The organism is Synechococcus sp. Lug-A (genome assembly GCF_024345655.1).
Classification (GTDB): domain Bacteria; phylum Cyanobacteriota; class Cyanobacteriia; order PCC-6307; family Cyanobiaceae; genus MW101C3.
The window spans coordinates 62562-89200 of sequence record NZ_JAGQBN010000002.1; the positions used below are offsets into that span (position 1 = coordinate 62562).

25 protein-coding genes and 1 tRNA gene are annotated in these 26639 nt (G+C 61.6%); 13 read left to right on the top strand and 13 right to left on the bottom strand.

Annotated elements, in window-relative coordinates; all coding sequences use genetic code 11:
- Nucleotides 1-72 (top strand) — tRNA-Lys (locus KBY86_RS01730).
- A 53-nt stretch (nucleotides 73-125) separates the two neighbouring features.
- Here the strand turns inward: KBY86_RS01730 and KBY86_RS01735 are convergent.
- Nucleotides 126-656, bottom strand: coding sequence for a GNAT family N-acetyltransferase (locus tag KBY86_RS01735; RefSeq protein ID WP_255139926.1), 531 nt, complete (start codon nucleotides 654-656; stop codon nucleotides 126-128).
- Between the two features lie 846 nt (nucleotides 657-1502).
- Between KBY86_RS01735 and KBY86_RS01740 the strand changes: the two genes are divergently transcribed.
- Nucleotides 1503-2582 carry a DUF3616 domain-containing protein gene (locus tag KBY86_RS01740; protein ID WP_255139927.1) on the top strand — a complete coding sequence of 360 codons (1080 nt, stop codon included), beginning with the start codon at nucleotides 1503-1505 and terminating at the stop codon, nucleotides 2580-2582.
- 63 nt (nucleotides 2583-2645) lie between these two features.
- On the opposite strand, the gene KBY86_RS01745 is transcribed toward KBY86_RS01740, so the two are convergent.
- The 5 genes from KBY86_RS01745 to KBY86_RS01765 form a co-directional block, all read right to left on the bottom strand.
- Nucleotides 2646-3494: a shikimate dehydrogenase gene (locus KBY86_RS01745; RefSeq protein WP_255139928.1), complete on the bottom strand. Its 849-nt coding sequence runs from the start codon at nucleotides 3492-3494 to the stop codon at nucleotides 2646-2648.
- Between the two features lie 310 nt (nucleotides 3495-3804).
- Nucleotides 3805-4398, bottom strand: coding sequence for a hypothetical protein (locus KBY86_RS01750; protein ID WP_255139930.1), 594 nt, complete (start codon nucleotides 4396-4398; stop codon nucleotides 3805-3807).
- Nucleotides 4399-5054: 656 nt separating this feature from the next.
- Nucleotides 5055-6215, bottom strand: a complete 1161-nt coding sequence (locus KBY86_RS01755) for an ABC transporter substrate-binding protein (RefSeq protein WP_255139931.1) — start codon at nucleotides 6213-6215, stop codon at nucleotides 5055-5057.
- Between the two features lie 160 nt (nucleotides 6216-6375).
- Nucleotides 6376-8493 (bottom strand): glycogen debranching N-terminal domain-containing protein, encoded by a 2118-nt coding sequence (locus KBY86_RS01760; protein WP_255139932.1) that lies wholly within the window; start codon nucleotides 8491-8493, stop codon nucleotides 6376-6378.
- Entirely contained in the window at nucleotides 8486-9598 is a 1113-nt protein-coding gene (locus KBY86_RS01765) for a glycosyltransferase family 4 protein (RefSeq protein WP_315855827.1), read from the bottom strand. The genes KBY86_RS01760 and KBY86_RS01765 overlap by 8 nt, the downstream gene beginning before the upstream one ends.
- Before the next feature lie 413 nt (nucleotides 9599-10011).
- On the opposite strand from KBY86_RS01765, the gene KBY86_RS01770 reads away from it, so the two are divergent.
- The 4 genes from KBY86_RS01770 (at nucleotide 10012) to KBY86_RS01785 (ending at nucleotide 12499) form a co-directional block, all read left to right on the top strand.
- Nucleotides 10012-10614 (top strand): histidine phosphatase family protein, encoded by a 603-nt coding sequence (locus KBY86_RS01770; protein ID WP_255139934.1) that lies wholly within the window; start codon nucleotides 10012-10014, stop codon nucleotides 10612-10614.
- A 121-nt stretch (nucleotides 10615-10735) separates the two neighbouring features.
- Nucleotides 10736-11212 (top strand): nitrilase-related carbon-nitrogen hydrolase, encoded by a 477-nt coding sequence (locus KBY86_RS01775; RefSeq protein ID WP_255139935.1) that lies wholly within the window; start codon nucleotides 10736-10738, stop codon nucleotides 11210-11212.
- Entirely contained in the window at nucleotides 11209-11649 is a 441-nt protein-coding gene (locus KBY86_RS01780) for a hypothetical protein (protein ID WP_255139938.1), read from the top strand. The genes KBY86_RS01775 and KBY86_RS01780 overlap by 4 nt, the downstream gene beginning before the upstream one ends.
- Nucleotides 11650-11911: 262 nt before the next feature.
- Nucleotides 11912-12499, top strand: a complete 588-nt coding sequence (locus KBY86_RS01785; protein WP_255139939.1) for a hypothetical protein — start codon at nucleotides 11912-11914, stop codon at nucleotides 12497-12499.
- A gap of 58 nt (nucleotides 12500-12557) precedes the next feature.
- Here KBY86_RS01785 and KBY86_RS01790 read toward each other — a convergent pair whose 3' ends face one another.
- Complete coding sequence (locus KBY86_RS01790; protein WP_255139940.1) at nucleotides 12558-13016, bottom strand: hypothetical protein; 459 nt, start codon at nucleotides 13014-13016, stop codon at nucleotides 12558-12560.
- Nucleotides 13017-13649: 633 nt separating this feature from the next.
- Between KBY86_RS01790 and KBY86_RS01795 the strand changes: the two genes are divergently transcribed.
- Nucleotides 13650-14018 (top strand): hypothetical protein, encoded by a 369-nt coding sequence (locus KBY86_RS01795; RefSeq protein WP_255139941.1) that lies wholly within the window; start codon nucleotides 13650-13652, stop codon nucleotides 14016-14018.
- Nucleotides 14015-14467 carry a hypothetical protein gene (locus tag KBY86_RS01800; RefSeq protein WP_255139942.1) on the top strand — a complete coding sequence of 151 codons (453 nt, stop codon included), beginning with the start codon at nucleotides 14015-14017 and terminating at the stop codon, nucleotides 14465-14467. The genes KBY86_RS01795 and KBY86_RS01800 overlap by 4 nt, the downstream gene beginning before the upstream one ends.
- Here the strand turns inward: KBY86_RS01800 and KBY86_RS15190 are convergent.
- The 5 genes from KBY86_RS15190 to KBY86_RS01825 form a co-directional block, all read right to left on the bottom strand.
- Entirely contained in the window at nucleotides 14373-16070 is a 1698-nt protein-coding gene (locus KBY86_RS15190) for a mechanosensitive ion channel family protein (RefSeq protein ID WP_255139943.1), read from the bottom strand. The two genes, KBY86_RS01800 and KBY86_RS15190, sit on opposite strands and share 95 nt — an antisense overlap.
- 61 nt (nucleotides 16071-16131) lie before the next feature.
- Entirely contained in the window at nucleotides 16132-16911 is a 780-nt protein-coding gene (locus KBY86_RS01810; protein WP_255099646.1) for a sulfite exporter TauE/SafE family protein, read from the bottom strand.
- Nucleotides 16912-16918: 7 nt separating this feature from the next.
- Entirely contained in the window at nucleotides 16919-17602 is a 684-nt protein-coding gene (locus tag KBY86_RS01815; protein WP_255139944.1) for a Coq4 family protein, read from the bottom strand.
- A 42-nt stretch (nucleotides 17603-17644) separates the two neighbouring features.
- Nucleotides 17645-18115 (bottom strand): hypothetical protein, encoded by a 471-nt coding sequence (locus KBY86_RS01820; RefSeq protein ID WP_255139945.1) that lies wholly within the window; start codon nucleotides 18113-18115, stop codon nucleotides 17645-17647.
- A 133-nt stretch (nucleotides 18116-18248) separates the two neighbouring features.
- A complete protein-coding gene (locus KBY86_RS01825; protein WP_255139946.1) occupies nucleotides 18249-19016 on the bottom strand; it encodes a sulfite exporter TauE/SafE family protein in 768 nt (255 codons plus the stop codon).
- A gap of 35 nt (nucleotides 19017-19051) precedes the next feature.
- Here KBY86_RS01825 and KBY86_RS01830 point away from each other — a divergent pair, with 35 nt between their 5' ends.
- The 3 genes from KBY86_RS01830 (at nucleotide 19052) to KBY86_RS01840 (ending at nucleotide 22818) form a co-directional block, all read left to right on the top strand.
- Nucleotides 19052-20770, top strand: coding sequence for a SulP family inorganic anion transporter (locus KBY86_RS01830; RefSeq protein ID WP_255139947.1), 1719 nt, complete (start codon nucleotides 19052-19054; stop codon nucleotides 20768-20770).
- A gap of 460 nt (nucleotides 20771-21230) precedes the next feature.
- Complete coding sequence (locus tag KBY86_RS01835; RefSeq protein ID WP_255139948.1) at nucleotides 21231-22274, top strand: YaaC family protein; 1044 nt, start codon at nucleotides 21231-21233, stop codon at nucleotides 22272-22274.
- Nucleotides 22275-22290: 16 nt separating this feature from the next.
- Entirely contained in the window at nucleotides 22291-22818 is a 528-nt protein-coding gene (locus KBY86_RS01840; protein ID WP_255139949.1) for a hypothetical protein, read from the top strand.
- Nucleotides 22819-22985: 167 nt separating this feature from the next.
- Here the strand turns inward: KBY86_RS01840 and KBY86_RS01845 are convergent, their stop codons facing one another.
- On the bottom strand, nucleotides 22986-23837 hold the full coding sequence (locus KBY86_RS01845; protein ID WP_255139950.1) for a hypothetical protein: 852 nt from the start codon (nucleotides 23835-23837) through the stop codon (nucleotides 22986-22988).
- Between the two features lie 363 nt (nucleotides 23838-24200).
- On the opposite strand from KBY86_RS01845, the gene KBY86_RS01850 reads away from it, so the two are divergent.
- Both KBY86_RS01850 and KBY86_RS01855 read left to right on the top strand, forming a co-directional pair.
- Nucleotides 24201-24890, top strand: coding sequence for an SDR family oxidoreductase (locus tag KBY86_RS01850; RefSeq protein ID WP_255139951.1), 690 nt, complete (start codon nucleotides 24201-24203; stop codon nucleotides 24888-24890).
- Between the two features lie 864 nt (nucleotides 24891-25754).
- Nucleotides 25755-26528 (top strand): hypothetical protein, encoded by a 774-nt coding sequence (locus tag KBY86_RS01855; protein ID WP_255139952.1) that lies wholly within the window; start codon nucleotides 25755-25757, stop codon nucleotides 26526-26528.
- The last annotated feature ends 111 nt before the right edge of the window (nucleotides 26529-26639 follow it).

The window sequence follows — 26639 nt, forward strand, 5'->3', positions numbered from 1 at the left end:
GGGTCGCTAGCTCAGCGGTAGAGCACTCGGCTTTTAACCGATTGGTCCTGAGTTCGAATCTCAGGCGACCCATACCCTTTCAAAACGGCCCCCAGGCTTCTTCAAGGCCGGCCTCAGGCTTCCTGTCATGGAGGTGCTTCCTCCGTCAGGGTCTGGAACATCACCAGGGCGTCCACATCGCCCAGCCGCTTGTGGCGCAAGGCCCCGGGCAGGATGCCGACGACATGGAAGCCGTTGGTCTGCCAACAGCTGATCCCAGCGAGGTTCGTGCTCACCACCAGGTTGAACTGCATGGCCCGGTAGCCCAGGCGCCGGGCCGTCTGCAGCGAGTGCTGGCAGAGGTGCGTGCCCATGCCCTGGCGGCGGCAGCGCTGCGCCACCACATAGCCGGCATTGGCCACATGGGCGCCGAGGCAGAGCGTATTGGGCTTGATGTAGTAGGTGCCCACCAACGACCCAGCCGCCTCTGCGGCCACCATCACCAACTGGGTCTGCTCCAGCCATGACGCGCGGGCCTGAGCCTCTGTGATGGCCGGGTCATGGGGGAAGGTGTCACCGGCGCGGAACACCGGCTCCAGCAGCTCCCACACCGCTGGCCAGTCGGGTGCTTCAAACGGGCGGATCTGCAGCGGGAACGCCACCGGGAGCAGCTGCACGGAAGAGCCAATGCATCCTGGCGCTGGCTGCTTGGCGCTGCTCGCCACCGCCCATGGGATCGGACATCAGCGAGACCAATCGCGTGAGGATCAGCAATACCCATCGCCCGATGGTCAGCCAGCTGGCAGGACGTCCCAGCGTGCCTGTCCAGAGGGAGGGTCTGATCACGCACCACAATCCGGGTCGTCACCGACGGGCAAGTTGCCCGTGGATTGGTGCAAAACAAAGCTTGCGCACAGCATGGCGGCGGTTACACCGCTTCGCGGCCTTCACCACAGCGTGCAGGTGTTGCTGCAGGATCACGCTGCTCGATTCAGCATTGAGCCGATCCTCGGAAGAAGCTATAGAGACGCACGGGAATGAGCCAGGACATGCGCTGCGTTTCCTTTTGGATCAGCAGCCCTATGGGATCGGGGCGTTGTCTCTGCATGCGCCAGGCCGGCGAATCGTTGCCCTCCTTTGCTGACCGGGAACGACCCGCCCTGGCACCCATGGGGCTGACAGTGTGGAGATCCGGCGCTGTTACCTCGCTGGTATCGATCGCCCATCGCTTGAGCTCGCTTCGTGGCGGTCTGGACCTGCCACCGCTTCGTCCTTTCTTCCTCAGTTGCGCTACCTTCGCACCGTCCCCGTCGTGGAAGCAGCCTGTTGGAGTGGATGGTCCCGCGGGACAGGACTGTTGTCAGTTGCCACGGCTCAGCACCCCGCAACTCCTGGCGATTCCGATCGCTCCAGGTCACCGAAGTGGCCCTTTTGCCGTCATGGGCCTGACACACCTATGGAACGTCTGGTCGCCTTCCCTCTGAGTCAAAGCTGCGGCATGCCTGTTGTCTCCATCCCCACCGATGCATCGTTCTGAAAGTGACCTGCCCCTGGCCGACTCGAGCCAGCAGCGCCTGCTTGAGCTGGGCCTTTCCGGTGACAAGAAGACAGAAGATCTGCAGCAGAATCTCTCCGCTCTGGCCTCCTGCAATGGGATCCTCTGGCTGGGCGGAGATGAAGGCCGCAGCCTTTACCGGCTGAAGCGCCTGGATGAGCACCGCTACGGCGAGCTTTGCGAGGTGAAGCTCAAGGATTTTGGCCTGGCTGGTGGGAAAGACAGCGGCGAATCGGACATCGAGGGACTGTCGCTCGATGCGGATCGGCTCTGGCTGGTGGGTTCCCACAGCCTGCGGCGCCGGAAGCACGACGACGACAAGGGTGAACCGCTGGGCCTGCATGACAAGCAGAGCCGCAACGCCCATGTGCTCGGCTGCCTGCAGCTGGATAGCGAGGGCCGGCCTGTGACAGGTCAGCGTTTGGCGTTCGATCCGGCCGCTCCGCGCGATGCCCTCACGTCGGCTCTGGCGACTGATCCGCGGCTCGCCCCGTTTCTGATGATTCCCAGCAAGGACAACGGCCTCGACATCGAAGGCATCGCCGCCCGCGGCGATCGGGTGTTGGTCGGGTTGCGCGGTCCGGTGTTGCGGGGCATCGCCCTGGTGGTTGACCTGCGGCTGGGTGGGCTCGATGGCGACGGCCCCACCCTCAGCCTTGAGCGCTGGCGCTGCCGCCATCTTCAGCTCAGCGGCCTGGCGGTGCGGGATCTGGCCGTGGTGCCGGGCAGCGACGACGTGCTGGTGCTGGCCGGCCCGACCATGACCCTGGCGGGCCCTTGTTACATCTACCGCTGGCGCAACGCCCTCCGCCCCGACGACTCCGCCCCGACCCCTGGCCTGACGGTGGAGCAGCCGGAGCCGCTGCTGTGGATCCGTGATGGCCGCCCTGGTCGGTCGGATCAGGGCAGCGACAAGCCGGAAGGCCTCGACGTGCAACGCCGCGACGGCCATCTGCTCGCCTGGGTGGCCTACGACGACCCCACGGTGGCGCGCCGCGAAGGTCCAGGCCTGTGCACCCGGCTTGAGGGGTTTGTGGTGCCGGAGTGAGGCGAACTGGATGCTGCGTTCGGGCGTCGCTTGAATCTCTTCTCCTTCCTTTTGGATTCTTCCTTACTCACCCAGCGCAGCAGCCACCGCTCGCTGGAATACTTCCTCTTCCGGGGGCAGGCCGGTCCAGCGCTCGAAGATCTGCATAGCGAGCTGCACCAGCATCTCCACGCCATCCACCACCGGGCAGCCCCGCCCACGCGCTGTGGCCAGGAACGGTGTGATGCGGGGGTTGGTGATCACATCCACCACCACGCAGCCGGGATCGACCGTGTCCCATTGCACCGGGATGGGCTCCAGCTCGGGCGCACAACCCAGGTGGGTGGCATTCATCAACAGGGTGGTGCCCGCCGGCACGGCCACCTCTCCCTGCCAGGGCTGCCACACCGCCGGCACCCCGGAGGCGCGGGTGACGGTGTGGGCCACCTCTTCACCCTGCTCCTGCCGCCGCGTGACCAGGGTGAGATGGGAGGCGCCAGCCCAGGCCAGCTCCACCGCCATCGCCCGACCGGCACCACCGGCTCCCAGCATCACCACCCGTTGCTCCGCCAGGGGCGCCACCTTTTCGATCGCCTTCACTACTCCCTTGCCGTCGTTGTTGTGGCCGATCAGGCGGCCCTCTTCGATCGTGAGGTAGTTGGCGGCGCCGATGGCCTGCACATCGGCATCGACAGCATCAAGCAACGGCATCACCGCCACCTTGTAGGGCACGGTGATGCCCACGCCGCGGTAACCGAGAGGCACCAGAGCCTTCACCGCCAGGGCCAGATCCAGTTCGTTGGCGATGTCGTTCTTCCAGAACTGCCAGTTCAAGCCGTAGTGGGCATACACCGCGTCAAACATCAGATCAATCGGGTTCTCCGCCACCGGGTGGCCGAGCATGCCGGTCATCTGCTTCTGGGGAGGGATCATGGCGGCGGCGCTGCAAGCTCCAGCCTCGCAGCGTTGGCCAGAACGGTTCCATGCTGGCAACAAGGTGACATCGGCCTGGGAAAACAATCCATTGCTTTGACCATGGCAATGGACTGTGGAGGTTGCCCATCGAAGCCCGCGCCACGCTGGATTGGAACTAACCATTTGCCCATCCGTTGCAATCAGGTCGCCCGTTAGGTGCTGATCGTTTCCAGTCGTGCATTCGCCGCTGTCGGCGATTGCTGCCGCTTAGGGGGCGGGTGGGGGTGGAGCGTCTTGCTGGTCAATCACTTCAAAGGAGTTCTTTGCATTACCCCTTGCAGTAATGATCCAGCAATTTGATGGCCCATGGAGGATTGGTGCCCACCGTGAAGGCCTCAAGCTCAATGACCTTTGTGGGCACATGGCCTCGGTACAGAGGTGAATTCAGTTGGTCTTTCAACCTCTCTGCCGGAAACACCTGAATTCCCATGGGTTCACTATTTCTGCCAAGACCACCAGCGCGGCAGGACTGTGCAACATGAGCAGATTCGTGGGCAAGGATCTCAACCAGAATGTTGCTTCCCAGTGCAACTGCTGAAGGCTTGATTCTGACTTCTGCCACCCCTGGGTCCCAGACTCCGGCAGCACCATCCGTCACATTGCCGCTGATCAGCACGCGAACTCCTTTGGCTTGGAGGCGAGCAATCAGCTCGCGGATATTGGCGTGAACAGTCGGAGCAACCATCTCCTGATCGCCGGCTTGTGCTTTGCCGATCAGCACCTCCACATCTGCTGGTGTCTGAAGCCACCAGGAATTCCTCGTGGATGGGCTGTAGGGGGCGAGCCATTGGTGAAGTGCTCGTGGGTTCGAAGCCAGATAGGCATAGGATCCAAGCAATGCAGCCACGCCTAACCAGGCCATGAGAGTTTGCGGCGAAGCGTTCCACCTCCATTTCACAGACAAGGCCTGGATGGACTGGGACCGTTGCCGGTTTTGCCTTTGTTGCTCTTGACGCATCGGCACACCACAGACAGCGCAAACGGAGCGCCCGGCAAGGCTTCTGTCCAATCGAACGGATCGACTTCGGCAATTCGGACACTGAAGGGCCATGGAATGGGAGTCAAATGTAGAAATAATATGGCGCGCCTGCAAGAACATTGGCGATGGTATGAGCCAAGCCTTTTCCATCAAAGACATCCACAAGTCAGTGCCTCAAGCAGGCTCCAGCTCAGCACGAACGGATAGGTGAGATCCACATGGCATGCACGAATACGGAATCGTTCGTGCAACACGGGATGAGGCACGTGGCAAGCAAGGTGAACTCTGAAACGATCGATCTTGCTGGCGAGCTCCTGCCAGACGTTACCGGCTTGCCAGGGGGTTGGAGCCAGGCCCCAATCGAGGCCTTGGAGTGTCAGCCACTGGAGAGTGCGTCGAAGCTGATTGACGGCTTTGCCTTCAGCTGGCAGGTCTTGATCACTTTCAAGCGGCAGTCTCCTGTTGCACCTAACCAGTTGACTTGTCTACAAGGCAAGAGCGCCGTTCGCATCCGCGACACATAGCCCGCCAGCTCTAGATTATCGCCCCTGTGTTGAGCCAGGCTCAGTGGCTTGCTGGCGCATGTTGCTCACCAGCCCGCTGCGTTTCAATTCGCTGATGGATTGATCGATGCGCTCTGCCGTGGCCTCCGGCAGGCCTGGCGCAAAGGCGAAGGCCTGAGATTCCGGGCGGATCCCCTGCAGGGCCAAGCTCGGCACAATGCCTTTCGCCTTGGAATGAACCAGCAAGTAGCTCAGCTGCAGATTATCGCCAAGCAGGGCATCAATGCGCCGGGTCACGAGTAGATCCAGGCCGGCTCGAATGTTGGTCAGTGGCACGATTGAAATTTTGGCTGCGGTGCCGCCTGTATTCAGCTCTTTCAATAGGCTTTCGCTGACAGTGCCCTGCCGCACCCCCACCCGCAGCCCACGCAGATCTTCTTCCGAGCGGATGCTCCCACCGGCGCTTCCCTGTACCTCCTGTGCCACATTCACCGTGAGATAACCCACCAGCAACGACGCCGACACAATGCGCACCATGTAGGCCATCAGCACGACACCATGGCCCCGGGTCGTGCTCACCAGGGTGTTACTCCCCGGCCCGGTGGCAAGAATCTGGAACACCTTGCTGAAGCTGCGCAGGTGTCCGTCGCTGAGCGTCTGAGCTTGCTGGCCGTAGTGCTCCACGCGCCAGGTCAGGAGTGACAGCACACCGATCGCGAGCAGATAACCGCCCAGCAATTGCAGCAGTGTGGGTGTCAGCAAGGCCGTCAGGAAGGAGCGCCCAAGATCCAGTCGGCTCTGCACCACCATCACTGCCAGACCATCTTCCTGGAACGGCAGACTGAAGCGATACCTTTCCAGGCGATCCGGCGACACGTTGATGCAGCCCACCGCCACATCCAGGCTTCCCCGACGGGTGGCTTCCAACATCTCCCGCACGGACGGCCACTCCGACACCACGTAGGGCAATTGTTCACGGGTGGCGATTCGGTTCCACAGATCGATGGCCAGACCCCGCCAGGCGCCTGCATCGCGGTAGCTGCACGGTGGTGCGCCATCCACGACCCCGACCCGCAGCACCGGCTCCACGGCACCTGCTGGCAAGACTGACCCGACCGCCAGCAGGAGGGCTGTTCCCAGCCCCGCCACCGAACCCCTGATGGTTGAGTTTCTGCTGAAGATGTGCTGCCTTGCCATCAGCGCATTATGCCAAGGCTCCTACGCCACACCAGCTCAGGGTGTGGAAGATGCCGCCTCGGCTGGTGTTGAAGGCGTCCTTGATGGGCCGCTCCATTGAGGACGACTGCAGTGCAACTCTGCAGCTATGTCCATGCCCATCGGAAGCGGGCATTTTCCATCATTTCATGATCACCACATCCACGCCTGGTGTGCGGCTGCGCACCAGCACCCCCACATCATGCTCACTGCGGTGGAACTGCAGATTGATCTCTTCTTCCCCGAGCCGCAATCCGTTGATGTCCAGTAGATTCAGCCCCTTCGGCAGGCAGGGGTTGCGCAGGCGCACCTGCACCCTGTTGCTGCCGTCTTCACGCTCGATCGACATGCCGGTGACCGCCTCCAGCAGGCCGAACACACTGGCGCTGGCCCAGGCCTGGGGGCTGCACGCCACTGGGTAGAGGGTGGGCCCTTCCTCTTCACGGCGCTGAAATCCGCAGAACAGTTCCGGCAGGCGGAACATCGGCACGGCACTGGCGGTTTCAAACAGGCCGGTGAGGATGCGCAGTGCTTCGGAGCGGTGCCCATAGTGCGCCAGACCCATGCCGATCAGGGCGTTGTCATGGGGCCATACGGACCCGTTGTGATAACTCATCGGGTTGTAGCGCCTCTCCCGTTCATCCAAGGTGCGCACTCCCCAGCCGTTGAAGCTGGTGGGGGCCATCAAGTGCCTCGCCACCGCCGCGGCTGCTTCCGGAGTGGCGATACCCGTCCATAGGCAGTGGCCGGCATTGGAGGCACGCACCATGCAAGGCCTGCTCTCGCCGTCGAGAGCGAGGGCGTAGGAATCAATCGCTGGCGTCCAGAACGCGGTATGAAAGCGTTGGCGCAAGGCAGCAGCTTCATCTCTCAGCACTTCCGCTTCACCGCTGCGGCCCAGGCATTGATAGATCCTGGCCAATGCGCGGCGAGCCCCATAGGCATAGGCCTGCACCTCGCACAGAGCGATGGACCCCTCCGCCAGGTGGCCATCGGCGTGGTGAATGGAATCGTTTGAATCCTTCCAGCCCTGATTGCTCAACCCGCCGGCGGCGGCGCGCAGGTAGCGCAGGAAGCCGTCGCTGCTGCTGGCTTCGGCCCTGTGGATCCAGGCCATGGCCGCTTCCAGCTCAGGTAACAGGCCAGCGATGAAATCGCGATCATCACTGCGGCAGAGGTAATCCCCCGCCAGCATCAGAAACAGCGGCGTGGAATCCACGGCACCGTAATAACTGGAGAATGGCACTTCACCCAGTGCCGCCATTTCACCCAGCCGCGATTCGTGCAGGATCTTGCCGGGTTCCTCGTCGTGGGCGGGATCCACCACCAGGGCCTGCCGCCGTGCCAGAAAGCCCAGCACACCCCGCGCAAGACGCGGCTCCACCATCAGCATCTGGCGCGCTGTGATCAGGCCATCCCGACCGAACGGACAGCTGAACCAGGGCACGCCGGCATAGGGGTAGAGGCCGTCTTCCACCTGGCTGGCCAGCAGGTGCACATCTGAGAACGAGCGCAGCAACCAACTGTTGAAGGCCGGATTGTCGCTCACCACAGAGGCGGCGCTGCGGCGGGCCTCGCGGAAACGCTGAATCGTGGCGGACATCGCGGCGTTGTAATGATCTTCTGCACCCATTGCTTCAGCAGCGGGATGGAAGTCCAGCACCAGGAACAGCCGGAAGCTCTGCCTGGGCTCCAGTGTCAGCACCAGTCCGATGTCTTCGGCATTGACGTTCTCAATCGGCTCGCTCATGCGCAGCACCGTGACCCGATCCTCCCCATCAAGGCCCCTGTAGACGAGCTCCAGAGCACCGTGGCTGCCGCGGCGCACTGTGCGGCCGCGCTGCGGCCGGTGATAGCCCCGCACCTCAAAGATGTCGCGGAAGTCGGCATCCAGCCGCAGGGTGAGCGGCATCTTCACCGGCCGGCCTTCATAGCTGGTGAAGCTGAATTGTTGCAGGCAGGCCGTGGCTGTGAGCACGGTGCTGCGTTCCAGGTGGATGCTCATCGCAGCTGAACCGGTGCTGCCGCCATCGTTGTTGGCGAGATGGCTCACCATCACGCCCATGGCGCCAAGCTCCGTGGAGCTCAGCACCATCGGTGATTGGTTCCACAGCAACACCTGCAGCCGGCTGATGTGCCGGGTGCCACGGTGGAAGATGCCGGCATCATGCTGAAGTTCGGGGCAGATCTCGCCGCGTGAATCCAGAACGGCGAAGGTTTCCTCGTTCTTTAGAACGAAGGGAGGGAGCGGTTCAGGCATGCACCGACAGGCGGTGAGCGGGACTCTGGCAGCGCCGGGCTTGGATCAGGTGCCGGTAGAGCTGTTCATAGTCTTCCGCCTGGCGGCTCACCGAGAAGCACACCTCGAAGTGGCTGCGTACCCTCGAGCGATCCAGCTGCTCCACCTGATGCACCGCAGCAATGGCCTCCTCGATAGAATCCACGAGGAAGCCATTCACCCCTTCCCGGATCACTTCAGGTGTTGATCCATTGCGCCAGGCTATCACCGGAGTGCCGCAGGCATTGGCCTCAATCATCACAAGGCCGAAGGGCTCAGGCCAATCGATGGGAAACAGCAAGGCGAAGGCATTTCCCAGCAGATCCTGTTTGCCCGCATCATCCACCTCTCCAACCAGCTCCACCAGGGGATTGTTCCGCAGCAGCGGTTCAATCTGAGCTTGAAAATAGGGTTCATCCACCGGATCGATCTTCGCTGCCACCTTCAGCGGCATGCCCACGGCCGTGGCGATGGCGATGGCACGGTCCAGTCGTTTTTCGGGTGAAATACGGCCCACAAACACCAGATAGGGCTCCGGTGTGGCTTCGTAGCGGTAGAGGTCGTTGGGGAGACCGTGGTACACGGTTCCGAGCCAGTTGGCAGCAGGCACGGGCAGGCGCTGGGTTTCTGAAATCGATACCAACGGCACCTGATTGAAGTGGTTGTAGAGCATCTTCTGCTCCGGTGCATGCAGTGGCCCGTGAATGGTGCTCAAGTGGGGAACACCCAGCAGATCACCGATGGGGAAGTGAAAGTGTCCATTGTGAAAATGAAGCACATCAAAGCTGTCGAGCTGTTCAATCACATGATCGAGCTGGATCATGTTGTGCACGCTGGGATCCCCCATTGGGCCGCCAAGGCGCAAGGCCTTCGGCACACAGGGGCAGAGCTGAGCGCTGGTCAGGGAGTCACCACTGGCAAACAGCACCACCTCATGGCCACGCCTCACCAGCTCTTCGGTGAGATAGTGCACCACCCGTTCGGTGCCCCCGTAACCAATGGGTGGAACTCTTTCGTGGAGGGTTGAAATCTGGGCAATTCGCATATCTGTGCCTGCATCCTTCATTGGTCCGCTCATCCAGACCATACCCACGCCACTCGCACCGCACTGGCTTACCGCATATCTGCTGCAGCCGTGCAGGGGCTCCTACACAATCCCGATGACGATGAGCAAAGCGACAACAGGATCAGTGCGCCCGGTGTGCTGATTTCATGTTCTTTCCCACCCGAGGAGTTGTGTCATCGGCTACTCTATCGTTGTGGAAACAAGAGCGGAAAAGCACCGTCATCGATTGTGCTTTCCATCCATCCATCGTTGGTGCTGTTGATCTGAATGCCAGCTGGATTCCGGGGTGCTCACGCTCCGCAGTGAGCTTCCTGTGCTCGGAAGTGGCTGACATCCGTTGAGCAACCTGAACGAATCTGGAGAGTGCCGCTGCTCACCACCCTTGCCTGCGAGCCAGCTTCAGGCAACACTTTCCAAGGCCGCAGCTTCCGCCCATGGCAACACGATCACTGTCTGCTGGTGAGGTGCTGCTGATCCGCCACGGCGAAACGGAGTGGAGCCTGTCGGGCCGCCACACCGGCAACACCGACATCCCCCTGACGGCCAATGGCGAGCGGGCGGCTCGTGCTTTAGCGCCGCTGCTGGCTGGTCTGGGTGTGGAGCTGGTGCTGGTGAGTCCGCTGCAGCGGGCCCGGCGCACCTGTGAGTTGGCGGGCCTGGCGGCGCACGCCACAGTTGACCCTGATCTGCGCGAATGGAATTACGGCGCCTATGAGGGGATCACCTCTGCTGAGATTCAGTGCATGGCCCCCGGCTGGATGGTGTTCCGGGATGGTTGTCCCGAGGGCGAGAGTCCGGCGCAGATCGGCGCGCGCGCTGATCGGGTGATTGAGCGGGTGCGTGCGCATGGCGGCAAGGTGGCTGTGTTCGCACATGGCCATCTGTTGCGGGTGCTGGCGGCGCGCTGGATCGGGCTGCCACCGAGCCATGGCAGCCATTTTCTGCTCGACACTGCCACGCTTTCGATCCTCTCCCGGTATGCCGGTGAGCCGGCACTGGGCTGTTGGAACGCCGCAGCGCTGTCACTCACCACGTGAACTCCCCAGGTGCTTCAGGCGCTGCGTTGACAATCAACAGCATCCGCGCTCAGGCGTGCACCGCCCTTTCATGATTGAGCCACTGCGCCTGTCTCGGCGTGGCCTCCATCGATGTCTGACCATGACGGCAGTTCCCCTGCAGCGCCTGGCCGCACGCCGCCCCTCGCTCTACAACCCCCTGCTGGCGCTGCGCCGGGCGCCGGTCGATATCACCGCCACCACCAGCCGCCGTCCGGTGCAACTGGCCGCCGCCCAGTGGAGCACTGGCCCTTCACGCCTGACCAGCAGCCAGCCCCAGCCCAACGAGCTGCTGGTGCTGCCGGAACTCTCGGCCCTCCCCAGCGGCCTGGATGGCGCCGAGCTGCGGCGCCGGGCCGAGTCCCGCGGCGGCGCCTTCGAGCAACTCCTGGCGCAGCGGGCCAAGGCCGGCAACGGCTACCTGGTGGGCAGCTACCCCGAGCGTGAGGGCGGCCAGGTGTTTCACACCGTGGCCCTGGCGGGTCCGGCCGGCACGATCCTGGGCCGCTACCGCGCCACCCATCTCACGGCTTCCGAGCGGACCTGGCCACGGTGGGCGATCTGGCGGTCACGGAGGTGACCGGGCTCTACCAGAGCCTGCGCGCCGACCTGTTGGCCGCCCCGGCCGGTGCCCCTGCCGCCCTCAAGGTGGAGATCGACCCCCTGCTGTACGCGGTGAGTGACCCCCCCACCGGTCGCGCCGATCTGCATCCCTACCTGGCCGCCAAGCTGGGCCAGCTGTGGGTGGTCAGCGGTGGCCGCCGCGTCGGCAGCTCCACGGCCGCCGGCATCTTCGGGCCGGAGCCGGTGGTGTCTACGCCCACCCTCACGGCCGCTGCCGGCGCCGATGCCGTGCGACACCGCACGGTGGTGCCTTACCCCGGCACCTGGATCAACCAGCAGCAACTGATCGACGGGCAGCGCAACGATCTGTTCCGCCCGCTGGTGCTCGAGGCCGAGAACAGCTGCTTCAAGAGCTGGCGCCAGGCCGGCCACGGGATGGTGCGCTGTCCGTAGGGGCCGGCGTTCGGCTGGGCGTGGTGCACGCGATTGTTTGTGCGTATGGTGCGCGATTGGGGCCACGCACAATGGCTGCCAGAGCCCGCCGTTCACACCCTGTTGGTTACCCATCGGCTGTCTGATCACTGCCGAAGAGTTGGCTCTGGGCCGTCTGTTGTGGCCAGTGGCCTGCTGAATCTTCAGGTTTTCTCAGTCTTCGGCTTGTCTTTCTGAGGCATAAGTCGGGTATGGTGAAACAGTCATTGCTGATGTGATTGCTATGCAGGTGAAAGCGCTTCATGGCTTTGCTGCATCCCTGCTGAGTGTTGCTGCTCTAGCGGTCACGTCGCCAGCACTGGCAGATACTGTTGATGCCCGCTGCGACGTTTTCCCTGCAGGAGAAGATAAGGCCACCTCTTCTGGGCTGTGCACATTCTCCCAACGGCAAGGCTTCGTTTCTATTCGGCTCAAGGGCGGCCAAACCATTGAGCTCAAGCCCAACGAGAGCATGCCCAATGCGTACTTTGATGAGCGTGGTGAGCCTGCCAAGCGTGAGATCCTCGATGGAAAGCGCGGCCAGGTGTACCGCTTGGAGAAGCAATCCATCTTTGTCTTCTGGGATACGGCCCCCTACACGAAAGGTGCGGCAGGCGGTGCTTCCAGTTCCGGTGGCGGGTCATCCACGGGCAATCCCCCTGAGATCGTTCCCCTGTTGCTTGGCATTCATCAGGTGAAGTTTGAGGGTGGTTGCCGCGTCAACTTCAACAAGGCCGGCAAGCGTTTCAGCAAGACCTCAACCTGTGATGCAGCGCAGGTTGAAGTGGCGGAGGATGCGATCCGCCGCTTTTACCGTGAACAGGGTCTCTGATTCGCTTCGGCGCTGGCGCATGGATAGGCGCTCCAACTGCGAGGCATGAATCCTTCGTCTATTGACGGCGAATCGGGCCGGTGGTGCGAGCGTCGGAATTGAACCAGCTGCTCTCATGCTGGAGGCGGGGATCACCTTGAATCGTGTAGGTGATCCTGCCTGACGTGAAGACCAAGACGCCATCGCTGAGCTTGCTCTTCACAGCGGTGCCGTTCACCATGACCTTGTTCTTGCCGTCGATACGGATCTTGGAAACGGTACGACCGTCAATGTTCCTCGCGACCCACTGGCCCGCATAGGGAGACACCACGCTGCTGGCGGCACCAAAGCCAGCTTTTGTATTCTTTTCCCTGCTCTTGTTGATGTCGCAGCCTTTCAGCTCCGTGGCCTGGGTGCACCCGGATTTCTCCAGTTGCTTGGCGTAGGCCGGATCAATGGCATGGGAGGCGAGCGGCAGGGCCATTCCAAAAGAGGCCGCTGCGGCCACTGCGGTGATGATCTGCTTGAGGGTATTCATGCTGAAGGGTGCTTCAAAATGCAGCAATTCACAACAATTCGTTTCAGAAAGTTGCGTTCTGCTCGGCGAATCGCTTGTGGCTAGCTCACGTTAAGTTTAGCACGTGATCTTTGGTTTGTATCTCTGCGGCGGCTTGCCAGCTGTTGCTTGGTTATTGCTTCATTGCAGGCATCGCTAAATCTTGTTGTGCCCTTGGCCATGATTGTTGCCTTGGCGATGCGTCTGAATCCACATGAATCAAGAGATCGTCTGTTTTCAGTGCCATCCGGATGCGCCTTGTGAAGGCTTGCGGCCACTCTTTTTCTTGCGGCGATCCTTTTCCGTGAGGCTTCCCCGCCCACTGCAATGTGAACACCCCAGCACCGTTGGCTCGCCGGGTCCCAGGCGTCCCGCAGCTGTGTCCCCCAGCCGATGCACCCATGGGATTCTCCGTGTGAAGTCCCTGGTGGTGTCCCCTGGTGCTGTTTGCCCCATCCACAGCATCACCCTCGGCTGCAGCCTCTCCAGCAGCCTCTCCTGCCACAGTTGCCACGCCCCCTGCTGAATCCTGTGTCGCCGCACCTGTTCCGTCTATTGCGGACACCGTCTGTCTGGGCCTGGGGACGGTGGCGGTTGACGCGGGCGCTGTTGCTGATGACGGCGGGCCTCGGCACGTCTGCTGCACTGGCGATTCCGCCACCGCCGGATTCCTTTGATGGCGAGACGATTCGCTGCCAGGTGGCGGGCAGCGCCGCCACGGTGCTGATCTGCCGGGATGCAGAACTCACGGCCCTCGACCGGCAGCTTCGTCAGGCGTTCCGTGCTGCGCTTGCGGATCCTGCGCTTCAGGCAAGCGGGCGCGCGGCCCTGCTGCGCGAGCAGGAGCAATGGGTGGTCGCCATGGACCAATGCTGGCGCGCAGGGGAGCAGCTGAGGGCCTGTGTGAAGGCCAGCCAGAGCCAACGGCTGCGCCAGCTGCAGGCTTGGCCCGCGACGCGGCATCCAGCGCCCGTTCAACCTTGAACGGGATCAACACCACGCCACCGCCGCGCGTCACCCTGCTGGTCTGCGCCTGCGCTGGTGCTGCCACCGCGGTTCTCCACGCTGCCCGCAGCGGCGGCCTGCGGAGCATGGATCTGCCGGTGCTGGCCCTGCTGGTTGCTCCGTATCTGCTGTTGGCGGTGTTGGCGGCCTGTGTGCGGCGACGCAACGCTGAGGCGTGGGTGCTGCTGATCGCCAGCGTGGTGCTCGGCGTTGGCGGTGTCGCTCTGCTGGCCTTGAGCGCGCCCCACTCCATTTCGACGCCTGAACCTGGACTGGCGCAGGCTGTGGTCACGATCGGCGTGCCCCTGCTCCAGCTGGTTGCCGCGCTCGCCCTCAGCCTGGCCCTGCTTGTGCGCCGCCTTCGAGCCGCTGCACCAGGCGTGAGAGCAGGGCGCGGCGGGCCTCCCCCTGTCGGCCCGCTTCGGTGATCAGCAGGGCGGTGACCTGCAGGCCATCGGCGGTCATGGCATCGACGCCCAGCAGCTGGGGGGGCTGCAGCAGCGTGGCGCTCCAGGCGGGATCGGCCGCGAAGGCGGCCAGCTCGGCGCTGATGGCGGGCAGGGCCACGGCCAGATCGGTGCCATGGGGCAGCAGCAGCGACAGCTCGGCGCCTGAGCGCAGCTTGGTGTGATTCACGCTCTGCTCACAGCCGCTGTTCGGTACCACCACCACCCGCTGGTCGCGGCAGCGCAGCTCGGTGCTCAGCACCCCCACATCGATCACCTCGCCGAGGCGTCCGCCGATCTCCACGGTGTCGCCGATGGCGTAGCGGTCGTCGAAGAGCAGCACCAGCCCGGCCACGAAATCGCGCAGCAAGCCCTGGAACACCAGGGCGAGGGCACCGAGCACGGCGCCACTGGCCAGCAGGGCATTGCTGGAGAGATCGCGCAGCACGGGAATGCCCATCACCGTCCAGGCGCTGAACACCAGCACGCAGGCCAGATCCACCAGCCGCCTGAGCACGCGCAACAGGCTGCGGTAGCGCTGCTCGCGGCGCGCCTGGAAGGCCGCCGGCACGAACACGTTGCTGGCCCACTGGCTCAGCAGCAACCCCACCAGCGCCCGCAGCAGGGCAGCCGCCAGCAGCATCGCCAGGGCTTTGAACAGCACCACCAGCGGCTGAAACAGCACATCGATCGCTGGCGCCACCTGGCCGGGGGAGGCCAGCAGCAGCACGGCGCCGATCGCCACGCCCAGCACCAGCACCGCCGCCAGCAACAGCCGACTGAGGCTCTGGGCCAGATGGAAGCGGCCAGCGGCGAGCCGGCTGGCGTGCTCGACGCGATGGCGCTGCAGCCGCGGCAACTGGCGTTGCAGGCGCCGCCACAGCCACACGGCCAGTACCAGCAGCACCGTGAGGCCGGCGACCACCCACGCCGCCATGCTCATCCGCTCGGAGATCTGCTGCTTCCCGTAGATCTGGCGGGCACGGCGCAGCCGCCGCTCCAGCCGGCTGCGCCAGCGCTCCGCCAGCACCGCCTCGCTGGTGCCGTTGAGCTGGGCGTCGGCAGCGGTGACGGTGAGCAGCGGGAACGGCGTGGCGCGGCCAGGCACCACGGCGGCCAGCTGGTTCAGCCCCCCGGCCTGCCGTTGCACCACCACGCGCAAGGCCTGCGGGGCGCCCTGCAGCCCCAGGTGATCCGGGTCGCACACGGCTTCGATGGCGTCCACACCGCCGCGCTCCAGCAGCAGCTCGCCGAACCGCTCCCCCGGCGTGCAGGGCTGGGCGGGCCGGTAGAGCAGATCGAGGTTGCCTTCGACCACCTTCGCCCGCTCGGCGGCGTCGGGGCCGGCCTGATCAGGGCCCGCCACCCGCAACGACGCCACGTTGATCACCGGCACGCCGAGGATGCGCACCTGGGAGAGACGAAAGCTGCCCGCCACCGGCTGGCTGTCCGCCGGCGCGGCGGGGCTGGGTGTTTCCGCCGCCAGGCCCGGCTGGGCCAGGGCCAGCAGCAGCACCAGCACGGCCAGGGCTTTGCCAAGGGCAGCAGAGAAGCCAGCGGTGCGGCTGGTTGTGGAGTGCCCCACGCTGACTGGCCCAGGAACGGCCAGTCTGGGCATCAGGGCGCACGGCAGCTCGCCGCCACCCTCACGTTCTGACGAAATACACCACCGCCACCGCCACTCCGACCACCACGACGATGGCCCGCAGGGTGGCCGGCGGGACGCGGCCCGCCACCTTGCCGCCCAGGGCACCGCCGACGATGGCGCCCACCGCCATCACCGCCGCCAGGCCCCAGGCCACCTGACCGGAGAAGAGGAAGAAGGCGGCGGCGGTGAGGTTGGCGGCGAACGACACGGCCTGCTTGAGGCCGTTGAGGCGGGTGAGGGTGTCATCGAGGCTGAGGGCCAGCACCGCCAGCACGATCACGCTCAGCCCGCCGCCGAAGAAGCCGCCGTAGACGGCCGCCAGGAACACCGGCCCCACGGCCCATCGCTCCGAGGGCTTGCGGCCGTGCCGCTCGGAGCGGCGCTGCAACCAGCGGCGCACGGGCTCCTGCACCGCCAGCAACGCCGAGGCGAACAGGATCAGGAACGGCACCAGCTGCGTGAACAACCGCTCGCCGGTTTTCAGCAGCAGCCAGCCGCCCAGCAGGCCACCGAGGGCGGCGGCCGGCAGCAGCAACAGCAGGCGCTGGCGCTGGCCCTGGAGTTCGCGGCGCTGGGCCCTGGTTGCCCCCAGGTAGCCCGGCACCAGGGCCACGGTGTTGGTCACGTTGGCCATCACCGCCGGCAGGCCGATGGCGGTGAGGGCGGGAAAGCTCAGCAGTGAGCCGCCGCCGGCCAGGGCATTGATCGCCCCGGCGGCGACGGCTGCCAGGCCCGCCCAGAAGGCCTGAATCTCGAAGGGCAGAGGTGCGTTCACCATCCCAGCGTCAGGGCGGGGTCAGCCCGTAGGGCTCACCGTCCGCTGGCAGGGTGACCCCCAGCCGGTGGCGCCAGGCCGCCACCGGCAGCTCCCAGCCCTCCTCCCAGCGGGCGGTGGCGAAGGCAGAGGCGGTGAAGCCGATGGTGACGCCGTGGCTGATGGCTCGGCTCAGGTTGGCGTAGTCGTCGAGCCCGAAGCGGAAGCCGGCGATCTGGGCGGCATGGGTGAGGCTCACGTAGGCGGGGAAGCCGATCTGGGTGGCGGTGATCGCCAGCACCCCGTTCTCGCCCGCCGGTGAGGTGCCGAAGCCACTCACCACATGGTGCAGGTCGTGGGTGGTGGCGATCCGCTGGGTGAGCCAGCGGCCTTCCGTATCGATCGGGCGTGGGCGGAAGAAGGAGGGGTCGTAGTTGAGGCGACGGATCAGGGTGGCGTAGGTGTGGCCCAGGCTCCCCGGTGGCAAGGCCGAGAGCCGATCCAGGTCGGGTTGGAGGGGGGGATAGCGGCTGTCCATCAGCTCCGCCCCACCCGGCAGGGCCCGGAAGCGGGCGATGCAGGCGTCCATCTGGGGCGTGTCCAGGAAGCTGTCCACCAGGTCGGCGATCCTGGCGAGATCCCCCTGACTGCGCCCCACCGCGATCAGCTGACGGGCCTGCCCCAGGGCCTGCAGGGACTGCTGGAAGCGGGTCATGGCCGTCGTGGAGGCGGTGAAGGGAACTTAGGTCCGCCGAGTTCAGCCGCTGGTGCAGGTGGCGTTCCAGCGCTCCTGCAGGGTCTTGGTCTGGGTTTCATCCCCGTTCCGTTCGGCTGAGCGCAGGCCCGTCTGGATCTGGGTGCAGGTGGTCTGACGCGCCAGCCGCTCTCGTTGCACTTTGAGGTCCTGGATCTGGGCCTCCAGCCGCTGGCGTTCCTGTGCCCGTTGCTCCGACGCGGCCTGGCTGGCCTGATCGGCTGCCGCCGAGGCGGCGTTCCTGGCCTGCTCCGCATCCAGCGCCTTGAGTTGCAAGGCAAAGTTCGTTTCCTGCTGACGCAGGCGGGCGGCCTCGTCGCTGCGTTCCTTCAGCTCAGCAGTCAGCTGACTCTGCTGATCAAGGCTCTCGCGTTGGTCGGAGATCTGGGCGCGTTGGTTGATCACCACGACGGAGGCCACCGCGATCGCCACCACGATGCTTCCTGCAAGCCAGAGCTGGGTATCACGGCGCATGGCAGGCAATCTTCGGTACACCTTCAACGTATGAATCGGTAGCGGCTGTGGCAAAGCCTGGGGCTGATCCGCGGCGTTGCTGCGGCTGGTTCAGCCGCCGATGCAGCAGATCACCCCACCTGGCTCCTTTCGCTCACCCCACCAGCAACTTCAACCCCACCAACGCGATCAAGGCGGCCATCCAGCGCTCCAGCACGCGCAGCGAAAGCAGGCGGCTGCCGAGCCGGGAACCCAGCCAGCCGGCGACCGCCACGGTGATCAGCAGGGGCGTGATCCCCGCGGGCAAGTGCCGCTGGCTCACCAGTACACCGCCGAGGGCGGCCAGTGAGTTGCAGAGAATGAAGGTGACGGAGGTGGCGGCCACCTCCGCTGCCGAGGCCCAGCCCTTGATCAGCATCAGCGGTGAAAGGATCACACCACCGCCGGTGCCACTCAGGCCACCAACCAGGCCGATCACGGCACCACTGCCGAGCGCACTGCCGAAGGCGGGTGGTGTGGGGACACGGCCTGGGCTGCTGCCGCTCGCCTTGAAGATCAACCGCAGCGAAGAGGCCAGCAGGATCGCTCCCACCAGCAGCTCAAAGGGCCTGGCGTTCAGTTGCAGGAAGCCGCCGAAGGCCGCCAGCGGCACCGATCCGGCCACAAACGGCCACACGCGCCGCCAACGCAGGTGCCCGGCCTGGGCAAATTGCAGCGTGCTGATCGTGGCGACGGCCACGTTGAGCAGCAGCGCCGTGGCCTTGAGATCCTGCGCCGGCAGCCCCGCCACCACCAGCGCCGCCACATAGCCGCTGGCGCCCGCCTGCCCCACGGCGGAATACAGAAAGGCAATCACCCCCACCAGCGCGGTGAGCCCAACAGCGCCGGGTTCCATGGCGCCCGTTCCGGCGTTGAAGGCCATTGTGGAGGAAGGCGATGGTGGAGCAGGCCAAGGGAATGTCCGTCTCGCTGTTGCCTGGCCTGAAGCGTCTACGTGCCTACCAACCGTCGTGGCTGCGGGGGGACGTGCTGGCGGGTGTGACCGTGGCCGCCTACCTGGTGCCGCAGTGCATGGCCTATGGGGAGCTGGCCGGCGTGGCGCCGATCGCCGGGCTCTGGGCAATCCTGCCGCCGATGCTGCTGTACGCGCTGATCGGCTCCTCCCCGCAGCTGTCGGTGGGGCCCGAATCCACCACGGCGGTGATGACGGCAGCCGCCATCGCCCCGATCGCCGCCGGCGATCCGCTGGCTTATGCCAGCTTCGCCAGCCTGCTGGCCCTGTTGGTGGGCCTGGTGTGCGTACTGGGGGGCTGGGCGCGGCTGGGCTTTCTGGCTGATCTGCTCTCGAAGCCAATCCTGGTGGGCTATATGGCCGGGGTGGCGGTGATCATGATCAGCGGCCAGATCGGCAAGATCAGCGGCCTGGAGCTTGAGGCCAAGTCGTTGGCGGGTGAGCTGCTCGAGCTGGCTGGACGCAGCAGCGAGATCCATCCGCCCACGTTGCTGCTGGCGATTGGGGTGCTGGTTTTCCTGCTGCTGATCCAGCGGCGGTTCCCCTCGGCGCCCGGGCCCTTGCTGGCGGTGCTGCTGGCGGTGGCGGTGGTGTGGTTGTTTCACCTGGATCAGGCGGGAGTGGCGGTGATCGGCGCGATCCCGGCCGGCCTGCCCAGCTTTGCGTTGCCCTTCACGGAGCTGAGCCACCTGGCGCCGCCCGGTGGCCTGGCGCTCGACAAGATCCGGTATCTACTCACGGCGGCGGTGGGCATCGCCCTGGTGGGCTACTCCGACAACGTGCTCACCGCCCGCGCCTTCGCTGCCCGGGGCGGGTACCGCATCGATGCGAACCAGGAGTTGCTGGCGCTGGGGGCCGTGAACCTGGGCAATGGGTTGATGCAGGGCTTTCCGGTGAGCAGCAGCGGCAGCCGCACGGCGATCAGCGAATCGCTGGGCAGCCGCTCGCAGCTGTTCTCGCTGGTGGCGTTCGTGGTGGTGCTGGTGGTGCTGCTGTTCCTGCGGCCGCTGCTGGCGTTGTTCCCGCAGGCGGCCTTGGGGTCGATCGTGATCTATGCGGCGCTGCGCCTGATCGACATCGGCGAGCTCAAGCGGATGCGCCATTTCAAGCGCAGCGAATTCCAGCTGGCACTGATCACCTGCGTGGGTGTGCTGTTCACCGACATCCTGATGGGCGTGGGTCTGGCGGTGGCGCTGTCGGTGATTGATCTGTTCGCGCGGCTGGTGCGACCCCACGACGCCGTGCTGGGCCAGGTGCCCCAGCTGGGCGGCCTGCACGACGTGGACGACTGGGAGGGGGCCAGCACCATCCCCGGGCTGATGCTTTACCGCTATGACGCCCCCCTCTGCTTCGCCAATGCGGAAGACTTCCGCCGCCGCGCGCTGGCGTCGTTAGCGGCCGAAGCCACGCCAGTGCGCTGGTTCGTGCTCAACGCCGAGGCGATCGTGGAGATCGACATCACCGCCGCCGATGTGCTCCAGGAGTTCCAGCGCGAACTCACGGCCAACGGCATTGTCTTCGCCATGGCCCGCACCAAGCAGGACCTCTACCAACAGCTCAGCAGAACCGGCTTCGTCGACCGGGTTGGCCCTGAGCACTTCTACCCCACCTTGCCTGAGGCGATTGCGGCGTTTCGGGGGGAGGTGGGGGCGTGTGTTGGGTGATGGGAGCGGTCGCAATGCGCGCTTAGATGTTTTTCTCTTTATGCGGCTTGACTTCTCTTGCGGCTCTTGCGGGTGTGGGGATGGGCTATGGACTCCTGGTTGAGCCTCTGTCCGTGGCTCAAAGTGTTTCAAGCTGAACAGTAGTTTGCGGACCTGCAAACAGGGGGATGAACTCCGGATCGGGCTGCAGACTAGCTGCGGTAGCTAGGGTGTCTCAACGTTTGGTTGGGATGCTGGGCGGGTTCAACGGAAAAGCCTTAATGGCAGGACGTGGTTTGCGGAACTGTCGAAGAACAAGTTGATTTGTCCGCGTTCTTACGGTTGTGTGGGGTGCGTAGGATATTTGCGCGGCAAATCAACTTGTCGCTGGAGCCGACACCGCCTGCTAGCCGAACGGCGTTCGCTAGAACGGCGGTGCGGCTCAGCTCCTAGTTAGATTTCCCGCAAGACAGTCACGAGCATGACAACTATTCGCTTAAATGGGCGAAACGTAAAGCCACATAAGGCAACAACCAATCCTGATCTCGCAGCCCGAACGGTACTTACTAACAGCCACTGGGAGTATGTGTCACTCTGGCTCCGTCGAAGCAAGAAGGTGCAGGCTCTTTTTTACTGGCAACAAGCACAAGTGTTTGCGAAAGCCGCAGAAGGGATGCCCGTTGAGTCTGCTCCACTACTGTTGTATTACACTTTTATGAACGCTGCCAAGGAATTGCTCAGCGCGAAGGGAGTTCCATTTGACGAACATCACGGCGTACGTGCTCACAATATGCGGGGGGCTTCCAGAAAGATCACCCTTTCTAATGAAGGCGTTCGCATTATGTCGAGGGGAGTTGCTCCAGCCCTTTCCCAGCATCTTCGCGAATCAGAATCATCAGATACCCATAGCATGGAGGACCTTCTTTTTAACATGCCTTGCATTCATCGCACATTCTGTCTGACATACAGGAATCAAAAGGATCTCTTCGTGCCACTGACAGAATGCCAGATACGACTTGACTCACATTCAAGTAGTGCTTACTTTTCTGGTCGGATATCCGAAGACTTCCCGGCTCAATACTACATCAATCGCCTGCCAACTTCGCTCACATTTGATCCTTCTGTGAATGACGGGAGGACTATTCGATCAGCATCATCTACTCATCTTTCGAACCCACCCGCACCAACTGATGGCGATATCCTGGCAATCGCGACACTTCTTGGGGGCATTCGAGCTGATCTAAACTACATTGCAGGCACCGAGACTCTGTGGTATGTAAAAGCCAAGGTTAGCGGCCCTAAGCGCCTTGAAAGATCCCCCTTGACATGCACACTAGTTGCAATGCATAGACTAAGTGAGATTTGCCGTTACCGACCTATGGAGTTGGCGGCTTTTCTTTCTGGCCAGAAGAACTGGCTACTGACTGAGTTTATTAGGATGGCCCCACAGCAGTTCATTGATGAGATTGCTGCTGAGCTCACTGGGCAACAATTTATGATTCCAAACGTAAGACCATCACGATGACAAAGAGGTTCAACTGATGAAAGTATACTTAGCATGCGGCCTCACGCATGTTCCTCGGGAAGAGTTTTCTGAATACGTTGAGCGAATTCATGGTCTTGCGGCACATCTTGAGCGAACGCTTCACGTCAAGGTGAAGTACGCGTTGAAAGACAGTGATCCACAACTAGCAGACAAGCCTTTGGCAGACCGAGCACGTCTTTGCTATCTTTGGGATAAGGAAATGGTTGAGTGGGCAGACGTAGTCGTGGCCGAGGCTAGTCATCCATCAACTGGCATGGGAATTGAGATGCAAATAGCATGCTCAAAGGAAATCCCAATCATTCTTGCGTTTCAAGTCAACGAAAAGCATAAAGCAGCGCCTGTAGAATATGAGACCCCGGACGAAAAGAAGCATGAGCTTCAGCTTGGAGATGGGTACATTACATTAATGGCACTTGGCATTCCGTCTATTTTCAAGGTACTGCCGTATGCATCAAGCTCGGAAGCTTATGATTTGATCGCGACTGCGGTTAGAACACTACGAAAGCCAAATAAATCTGCGTAAATCTAACATCAAGATCCAGCGGAAGGAAGCGATAAAGGTACTATCATGCGCACAATCCCTGGCCGCCGCTGATCTTGGGCGTTATACGCACAAGCGATCACGCTGGACAAATTCTCTTCAAATCTCAAATAGAGTATCTATTTATACAAGTGAGGGGCACAACAGGATCATCCATCGATCTGATTGAGTCCTTTATGAGTCTGCTTCAAGGATGTCCGAACTTTTTTGATGTCTTCGGCGAGCTCCATGTCCTCGGGCTTTGTACCACTAATTTCAAGCATTGCCTTTCTCACCTTTTTGCCGACATCTTCAGCGACTCGTTCGGCGTTATTCTGACCACGGACTTGATCGTTCTTTAGTTTGAGCTCAGTCTGAGTCAGCCGGAAGAGATTAGCTGCGAGTTCATCTTTGCCCATGAAGTCAAGTAGTGAGCGATTTGCTTGCTGCAAGCCCTTATGCTTTCTGAGTTGGCTTAAATTCATATTATACATACCTCTGTAGCCTGCATTTTGGAACCATGCAAACCCTTGGCCGGAAACACCAGCAGTCTTTGCTGCGGAGTTCAATGCCTTCTCATGGCTTGAGACTTCTTCTCGAATCAGTACCCGCTCAACATCCTCAACATTATCAACGTATCTTCTGATTGTTTCAGCTGTTGCTGCAAAGAATGCTTGCGCTTGAGCAACCTGCAGCTTCTTGGGATCGGCATTCATCGCCACCAAGTAACATGCAAATCTTGACAACCTGAAGTCTTTCTCAGGCTGGCCCGCAATGTCTATCGTCGTCTGCTGAAAGTTATCCGATACGTCGATATCCAAAGTGGTGCAAGTAGAGATCGCCTTATTGATTGCTTTTCGAAATGTCTCATAAGTCTCATATCCGAGCATTGTCATATACTCACGAGCCGACCAATGGGTAAATCCATTAACGTCCTTCGCTAAATCATTAAAGTTTAGGTTGTCCTGATCAAAATGAAAGACGTTTTGGGTAAAAGGGCTCGGGCTGGTCTGTTCGTCCACGCTGGATTTCGGCTGTTTAGTGGTTATGAAGATTATACAGGGGCCGGCAAGGGACCAGCTCTTAGAAGCCCTACTCAGATTTAACCGGTGAATAGATATACAAAGGGCTGACAAAAGCCTCATGACTTCTGCCCGGGAAAAGCCACCACTAAACCTAGGCTTGAGACCAGCGTAATGCGACTGTGAATCTGAGCAGCAGTAGAAACTACTGGCTCTTTACCTCATGAAAGCATCTGCTGTGTCTCCTGACAGGCGTATAACATTGCCATTCACCAGAGCCGCCACCGCAAGGCTTCTCATTGTTTCCGCCACCTCTCTACGGCCAGGTGATGGCAAGCGTTAGGCACACCTGAAATTCCTGACATGGCAAACGTCGCAATCGTTGGAGGTAGCAGAGGGATTGGGGAGGCTGTTGCGCGACACCTCGTTGCCAAGTCAGAACGAGTATTGTCTGTGTCGCGCTCGGCCTCAAAGTATGGCGAGTGGATTAAGGCGGATGTCTCGACTCTTGAGGGAGTCAATACGGTTGCAGAAGCTGCTGGGGAAGGAGTTCTAGATTCTCTTCTCTACATGGGAGGCACTTGGGAGACAAATGCCTTTACGTCATCATACTCATTTACAAGTTGCTCTGATGAGGAGATTACTAGAGTCCTAAATGTCAATCTCTTGGCACCCATCAGAGTCGTAAAGGCACTGCTGCCTGCTTTGAGAAAGTCCAGCAATCCGAAGATCATCTTCATGGGAGCTCTTTCCGGGCGTGATAACTTTCCTAGCAGAGAGGTCGCAAATTCTGCTTCGAAGTTTGGGCTCCGAGGCGTGGTCCACTCATTGCGTGAAGAGCTTCGGCCTGACCGGATATCTGTGACAGTGATCAATCCAGGTAATGTGGGAACCCCAGAGGTTCCCTCGGACCTAACAGAGATTGGAGCTCCCGCAACAGATGCGATTCCGCTTAATGATCTACTTATGATTATCGACTGCGTTTTGTGCTTATCCCGCCAAACCTGTATCAAGGAGATTGATGTGCCTGCCATGTCTAGCAAGGGTGCCTAACATCACCATGCACCTGAGCCGCCACCGCAAGTTAGTCCCCGTTGCGCGATGCTATATGCGGCCAGGTGATGGTGAGCGTTAGGCCGACTATGATTTCTACTAGCATGTCGAACGAGACACTCTCAATCACGGTCGGAGGGGTGCAGCGATCCTTCGAACTGATCTACATCTCCACGCATGGACATGGGGTCGCTGGAACTTCCGAGCTCGCCCTCTTCCATCGTGTGCGCCAGTTCCCATCGATGGACTGGAGCGAGAGTACGAGGGACTACGAAACTCGTGTACTTCCGTTAGCCATCTCCCTGTTCGTAGACGCCTTGGCAGGAAGGAGGTTCGATGTAGTGCTTCGGCCACCGTCCACTCGAGACGATGCGGTGCCGTATCAAAGGGCTGTTACTGATGAACTCAGAATACCGCGGGATTGGTCAGAAAACCTCACACGCAACGTCGACGTGCGTGCTGGACACACTAGGTCTTGCGACGCCCTATACAGTGCACTTGCATTCGTTGCTCCCGCGGAGATCTCGGAGGTGCAATCAGTGCTTATGGTGGACGAATCTTTCACGTATGGGACAACGGCGTGTGCTGTTTGGCGACGGCTTCTCGAAGCCGGGTTGTCCTCTGCATGCGAGTTTGCCGTCGCCGCCCCTTTGCGGATCATCCCTGACCCGGCGATCTCCTAAGCGCCCTAACAATGCCATCCACCTGGGCCGCCGCCGATGATTCTTTGGTCTTATCCAAGGAGCTTTGCGGCCAGGTGATGGCAAGCGTTAGGTTGGTTGAATTTCGCTTCGAGGATCAATCGAAATGCAGACTACGAAATTGATTCGCAAACCGAGACTCTCTCGTAGTGCTTCGCAAGAGATGATTCTTCTATTCGCGAAGGCGGGGAATCAAAACAAACTGGAAAGGTTCTCTACTGACGCTGATGTGAAGAGATCATTCGAGCGGAATGGGATAGTTTTCCAGAAGTTGGTAGAACAATGCCGAGATCCCCAAACTCGAGTTCCACTCTTTGAGAATTTGCTTGGAAGCACATTGCAGGTGCATGGCGCTTCTATGGCCAGGGTTGATCTCAGCACTGGTGAAGAAATTACAAAAGTGGATGGGCCGGGCCTATTCACCCCAGAGGGGTATTGGGCCCTGTATGAAACAGCCCACGAGGCACTAGAAAGGGGCGTAGCGGGGTTGTCTTATCGCGAAATTCTGTCGGCATTTGTGCACGGAGTATCCGCGATCGAGGCGTTCCTTGGAACCCAGGTTCATGAATGGAATAGGACACATCCGGCTCAAACACTCGTTGACTCAAAAACGGCAAAAGTCAGTTTTGATGACAAGGTTGAAAAGTGGATTCCAATTATTTCTGGTGGGAAGAAGCTAGATAAGAGTGGTCGTCGCTGGCAGGCATTTGGGAGGATCAGAGCAATTCGTGATGGTGTCGCTGTGCATCCCAAAGAACCAGGGCACGGGGTTCAATACTCGGAGCTCGTCATCCTTGGGAATCTATTCAGTTCCGGGGTTTCGGGACTATTAATCGATCTTCATCTGCTGTTCTCAAAAACCATTCCCGGCTTAATTATTCGAGACACATACGCGCCTGAAATAGAATTGGTTGAAGATCCAGGCACACCAACCTAACCACTCAATGCAGCGGACGGTTCCGCTGCGCTCCACCGCCGCTGATTTCGAACGTTCGGTTCAGGGCGACTGCGGTCGATTATTCATGAATGGATTCATTCAGCTACCGGT

Coding starts and splice junctions, on each gene's coding strand:
- KBY86_RS01740 (WP_255139927.1), top strand. CDS start 1,503: ATGCATCGTTCTGAAAGTGACCTGCCCCTGGCCGACTCGAGCCAGCAG.
- KBY86_RS01745 (WP_255139928.1), bottom strand. CDS start 3,494: ATGATCCCTCCCCAGAAGCAGATGACCGGCATGCTCGGCCACCCGGTG.
- KBY86_RS01750 (WP_255139930.1), bottom strand. CDS start 4,398: ATGGCCTGGTTAGGCGTGGCTGCATTGCTTGGATCCTATGCCTATCTG.
- KBY86_RS01755 (WP_255139931.1), bottom strand. CDS start 6,215: ATGGCAAGGCAGCACATCTTCAGCAGAAACTCAACCATCAGGGGTTCG.
- KBY86_RS01760 (WP_255139932.1), bottom strand. CDS start 8,493: ATGCCTGAACCGCTCCCTCCCTTCGTTCTAAAGAACGAGGAAACCTTC.
- KBY86_RS01765 (WP_315855827.1), bottom strand. CDS start 9,598: ATGGTCTGGATGAGCGGACCAATGAAGGATGCAGGCACAGATATGCGA.
- KBY86_RS01770 (WP_255139934.1), top strand. CDS start 10,012: ATGGCAACACGATCACTGTCTGCTGGTGAGGTGCTGCTGATCCGCCAC.
- KBY86_RS01775 (WP_255139935.1), top strand. CDS start 10,736: ATGACGGCAGTTCCCCTGCAGCGCCTGGCCGCACGCCGCCCCTCGCTC.
- KBY86_RS01785 (WP_255139939.1), top strand. CDS start 11,912: ATGCAGGTGAAAGCGCTTCATGGCTTTGCTGCATCCCTGCTGAGTGTT.
- KBY86_RS01790 (WP_255139940.1), bottom strand. CDS start 13,016: ATGAATACCCTCAAGCAGATCATCACCGCAGTGGCCGCAGCGGCCTCT.
- KBY86_RS01795 (WP_255139941.1), top strand. CDS start 13,650: ATGACGGCGGGCCTCGGCACGTCTGCTGCACTGGCGATTCCGCCACCG.
- KBY86_RS01810 (WP_255099646.1), bottom strand. CDS start 16,911: ATGGTGAACGCACCTCTGCCCTTCGAGATTCAGGCCTTCTGGGCGGGC.
- KBY86_RS01815 (WP_255139944.1), bottom strand. CDS start 17,602: ATGACCCGCTTCCAGCAGTCCCTGCAGGCCCTGGGGCAGGCCCGTCAG.
- KBY86_RS01820 (WP_255139945.1), bottom strand. CDS start 18,115: ATGCGCCGTGATACCCAGCTCTGGCTTGCAGGAAGCATCGTGGTGGCG.
- KBY86_RS01825 (WP_255139946.1), bottom strand. CDS start 19,016: ATGGCCTTCAACGCCGGAACGGGCGCCATGGAACCCGGCGCTGTTGGG.
- KBY86_RS01830 (WP_255139947.1), top strand. CDS start 19,052: ATGTCCGTCTCGCTGTTGCCTGGCCTGAAGCGTCTACGTGCCTACCAA.
- KBY86_RS01835 (WP_255139948.1), top strand. CDS start 21,231: ATGACAACTATTCGCTTAAATGGGCGAAACGTAAAGCCACATAAGGCA.
- KBY86_RS01840 (WP_255139949.1), top strand. CDS start 22,291: ATGAAAGTATACTTAGCATGCGGCCTCACGCATGTTCCTCGGGAAGAG.
- KBY86_RS01850 (WP_255139951.1), top strand. CDS start 24,201: ATGGCAAACGTCGCAATCGTTGGAGGTAGCAGAGGGATTGGGGAGGCT.
- KBY86_RS01855 (WP_255139952.1), top strand. CDS start 25,755: ATGATTCTTCTATTCGCGAAGGCGGGGAATCAAAACAAACTGGAAAGG.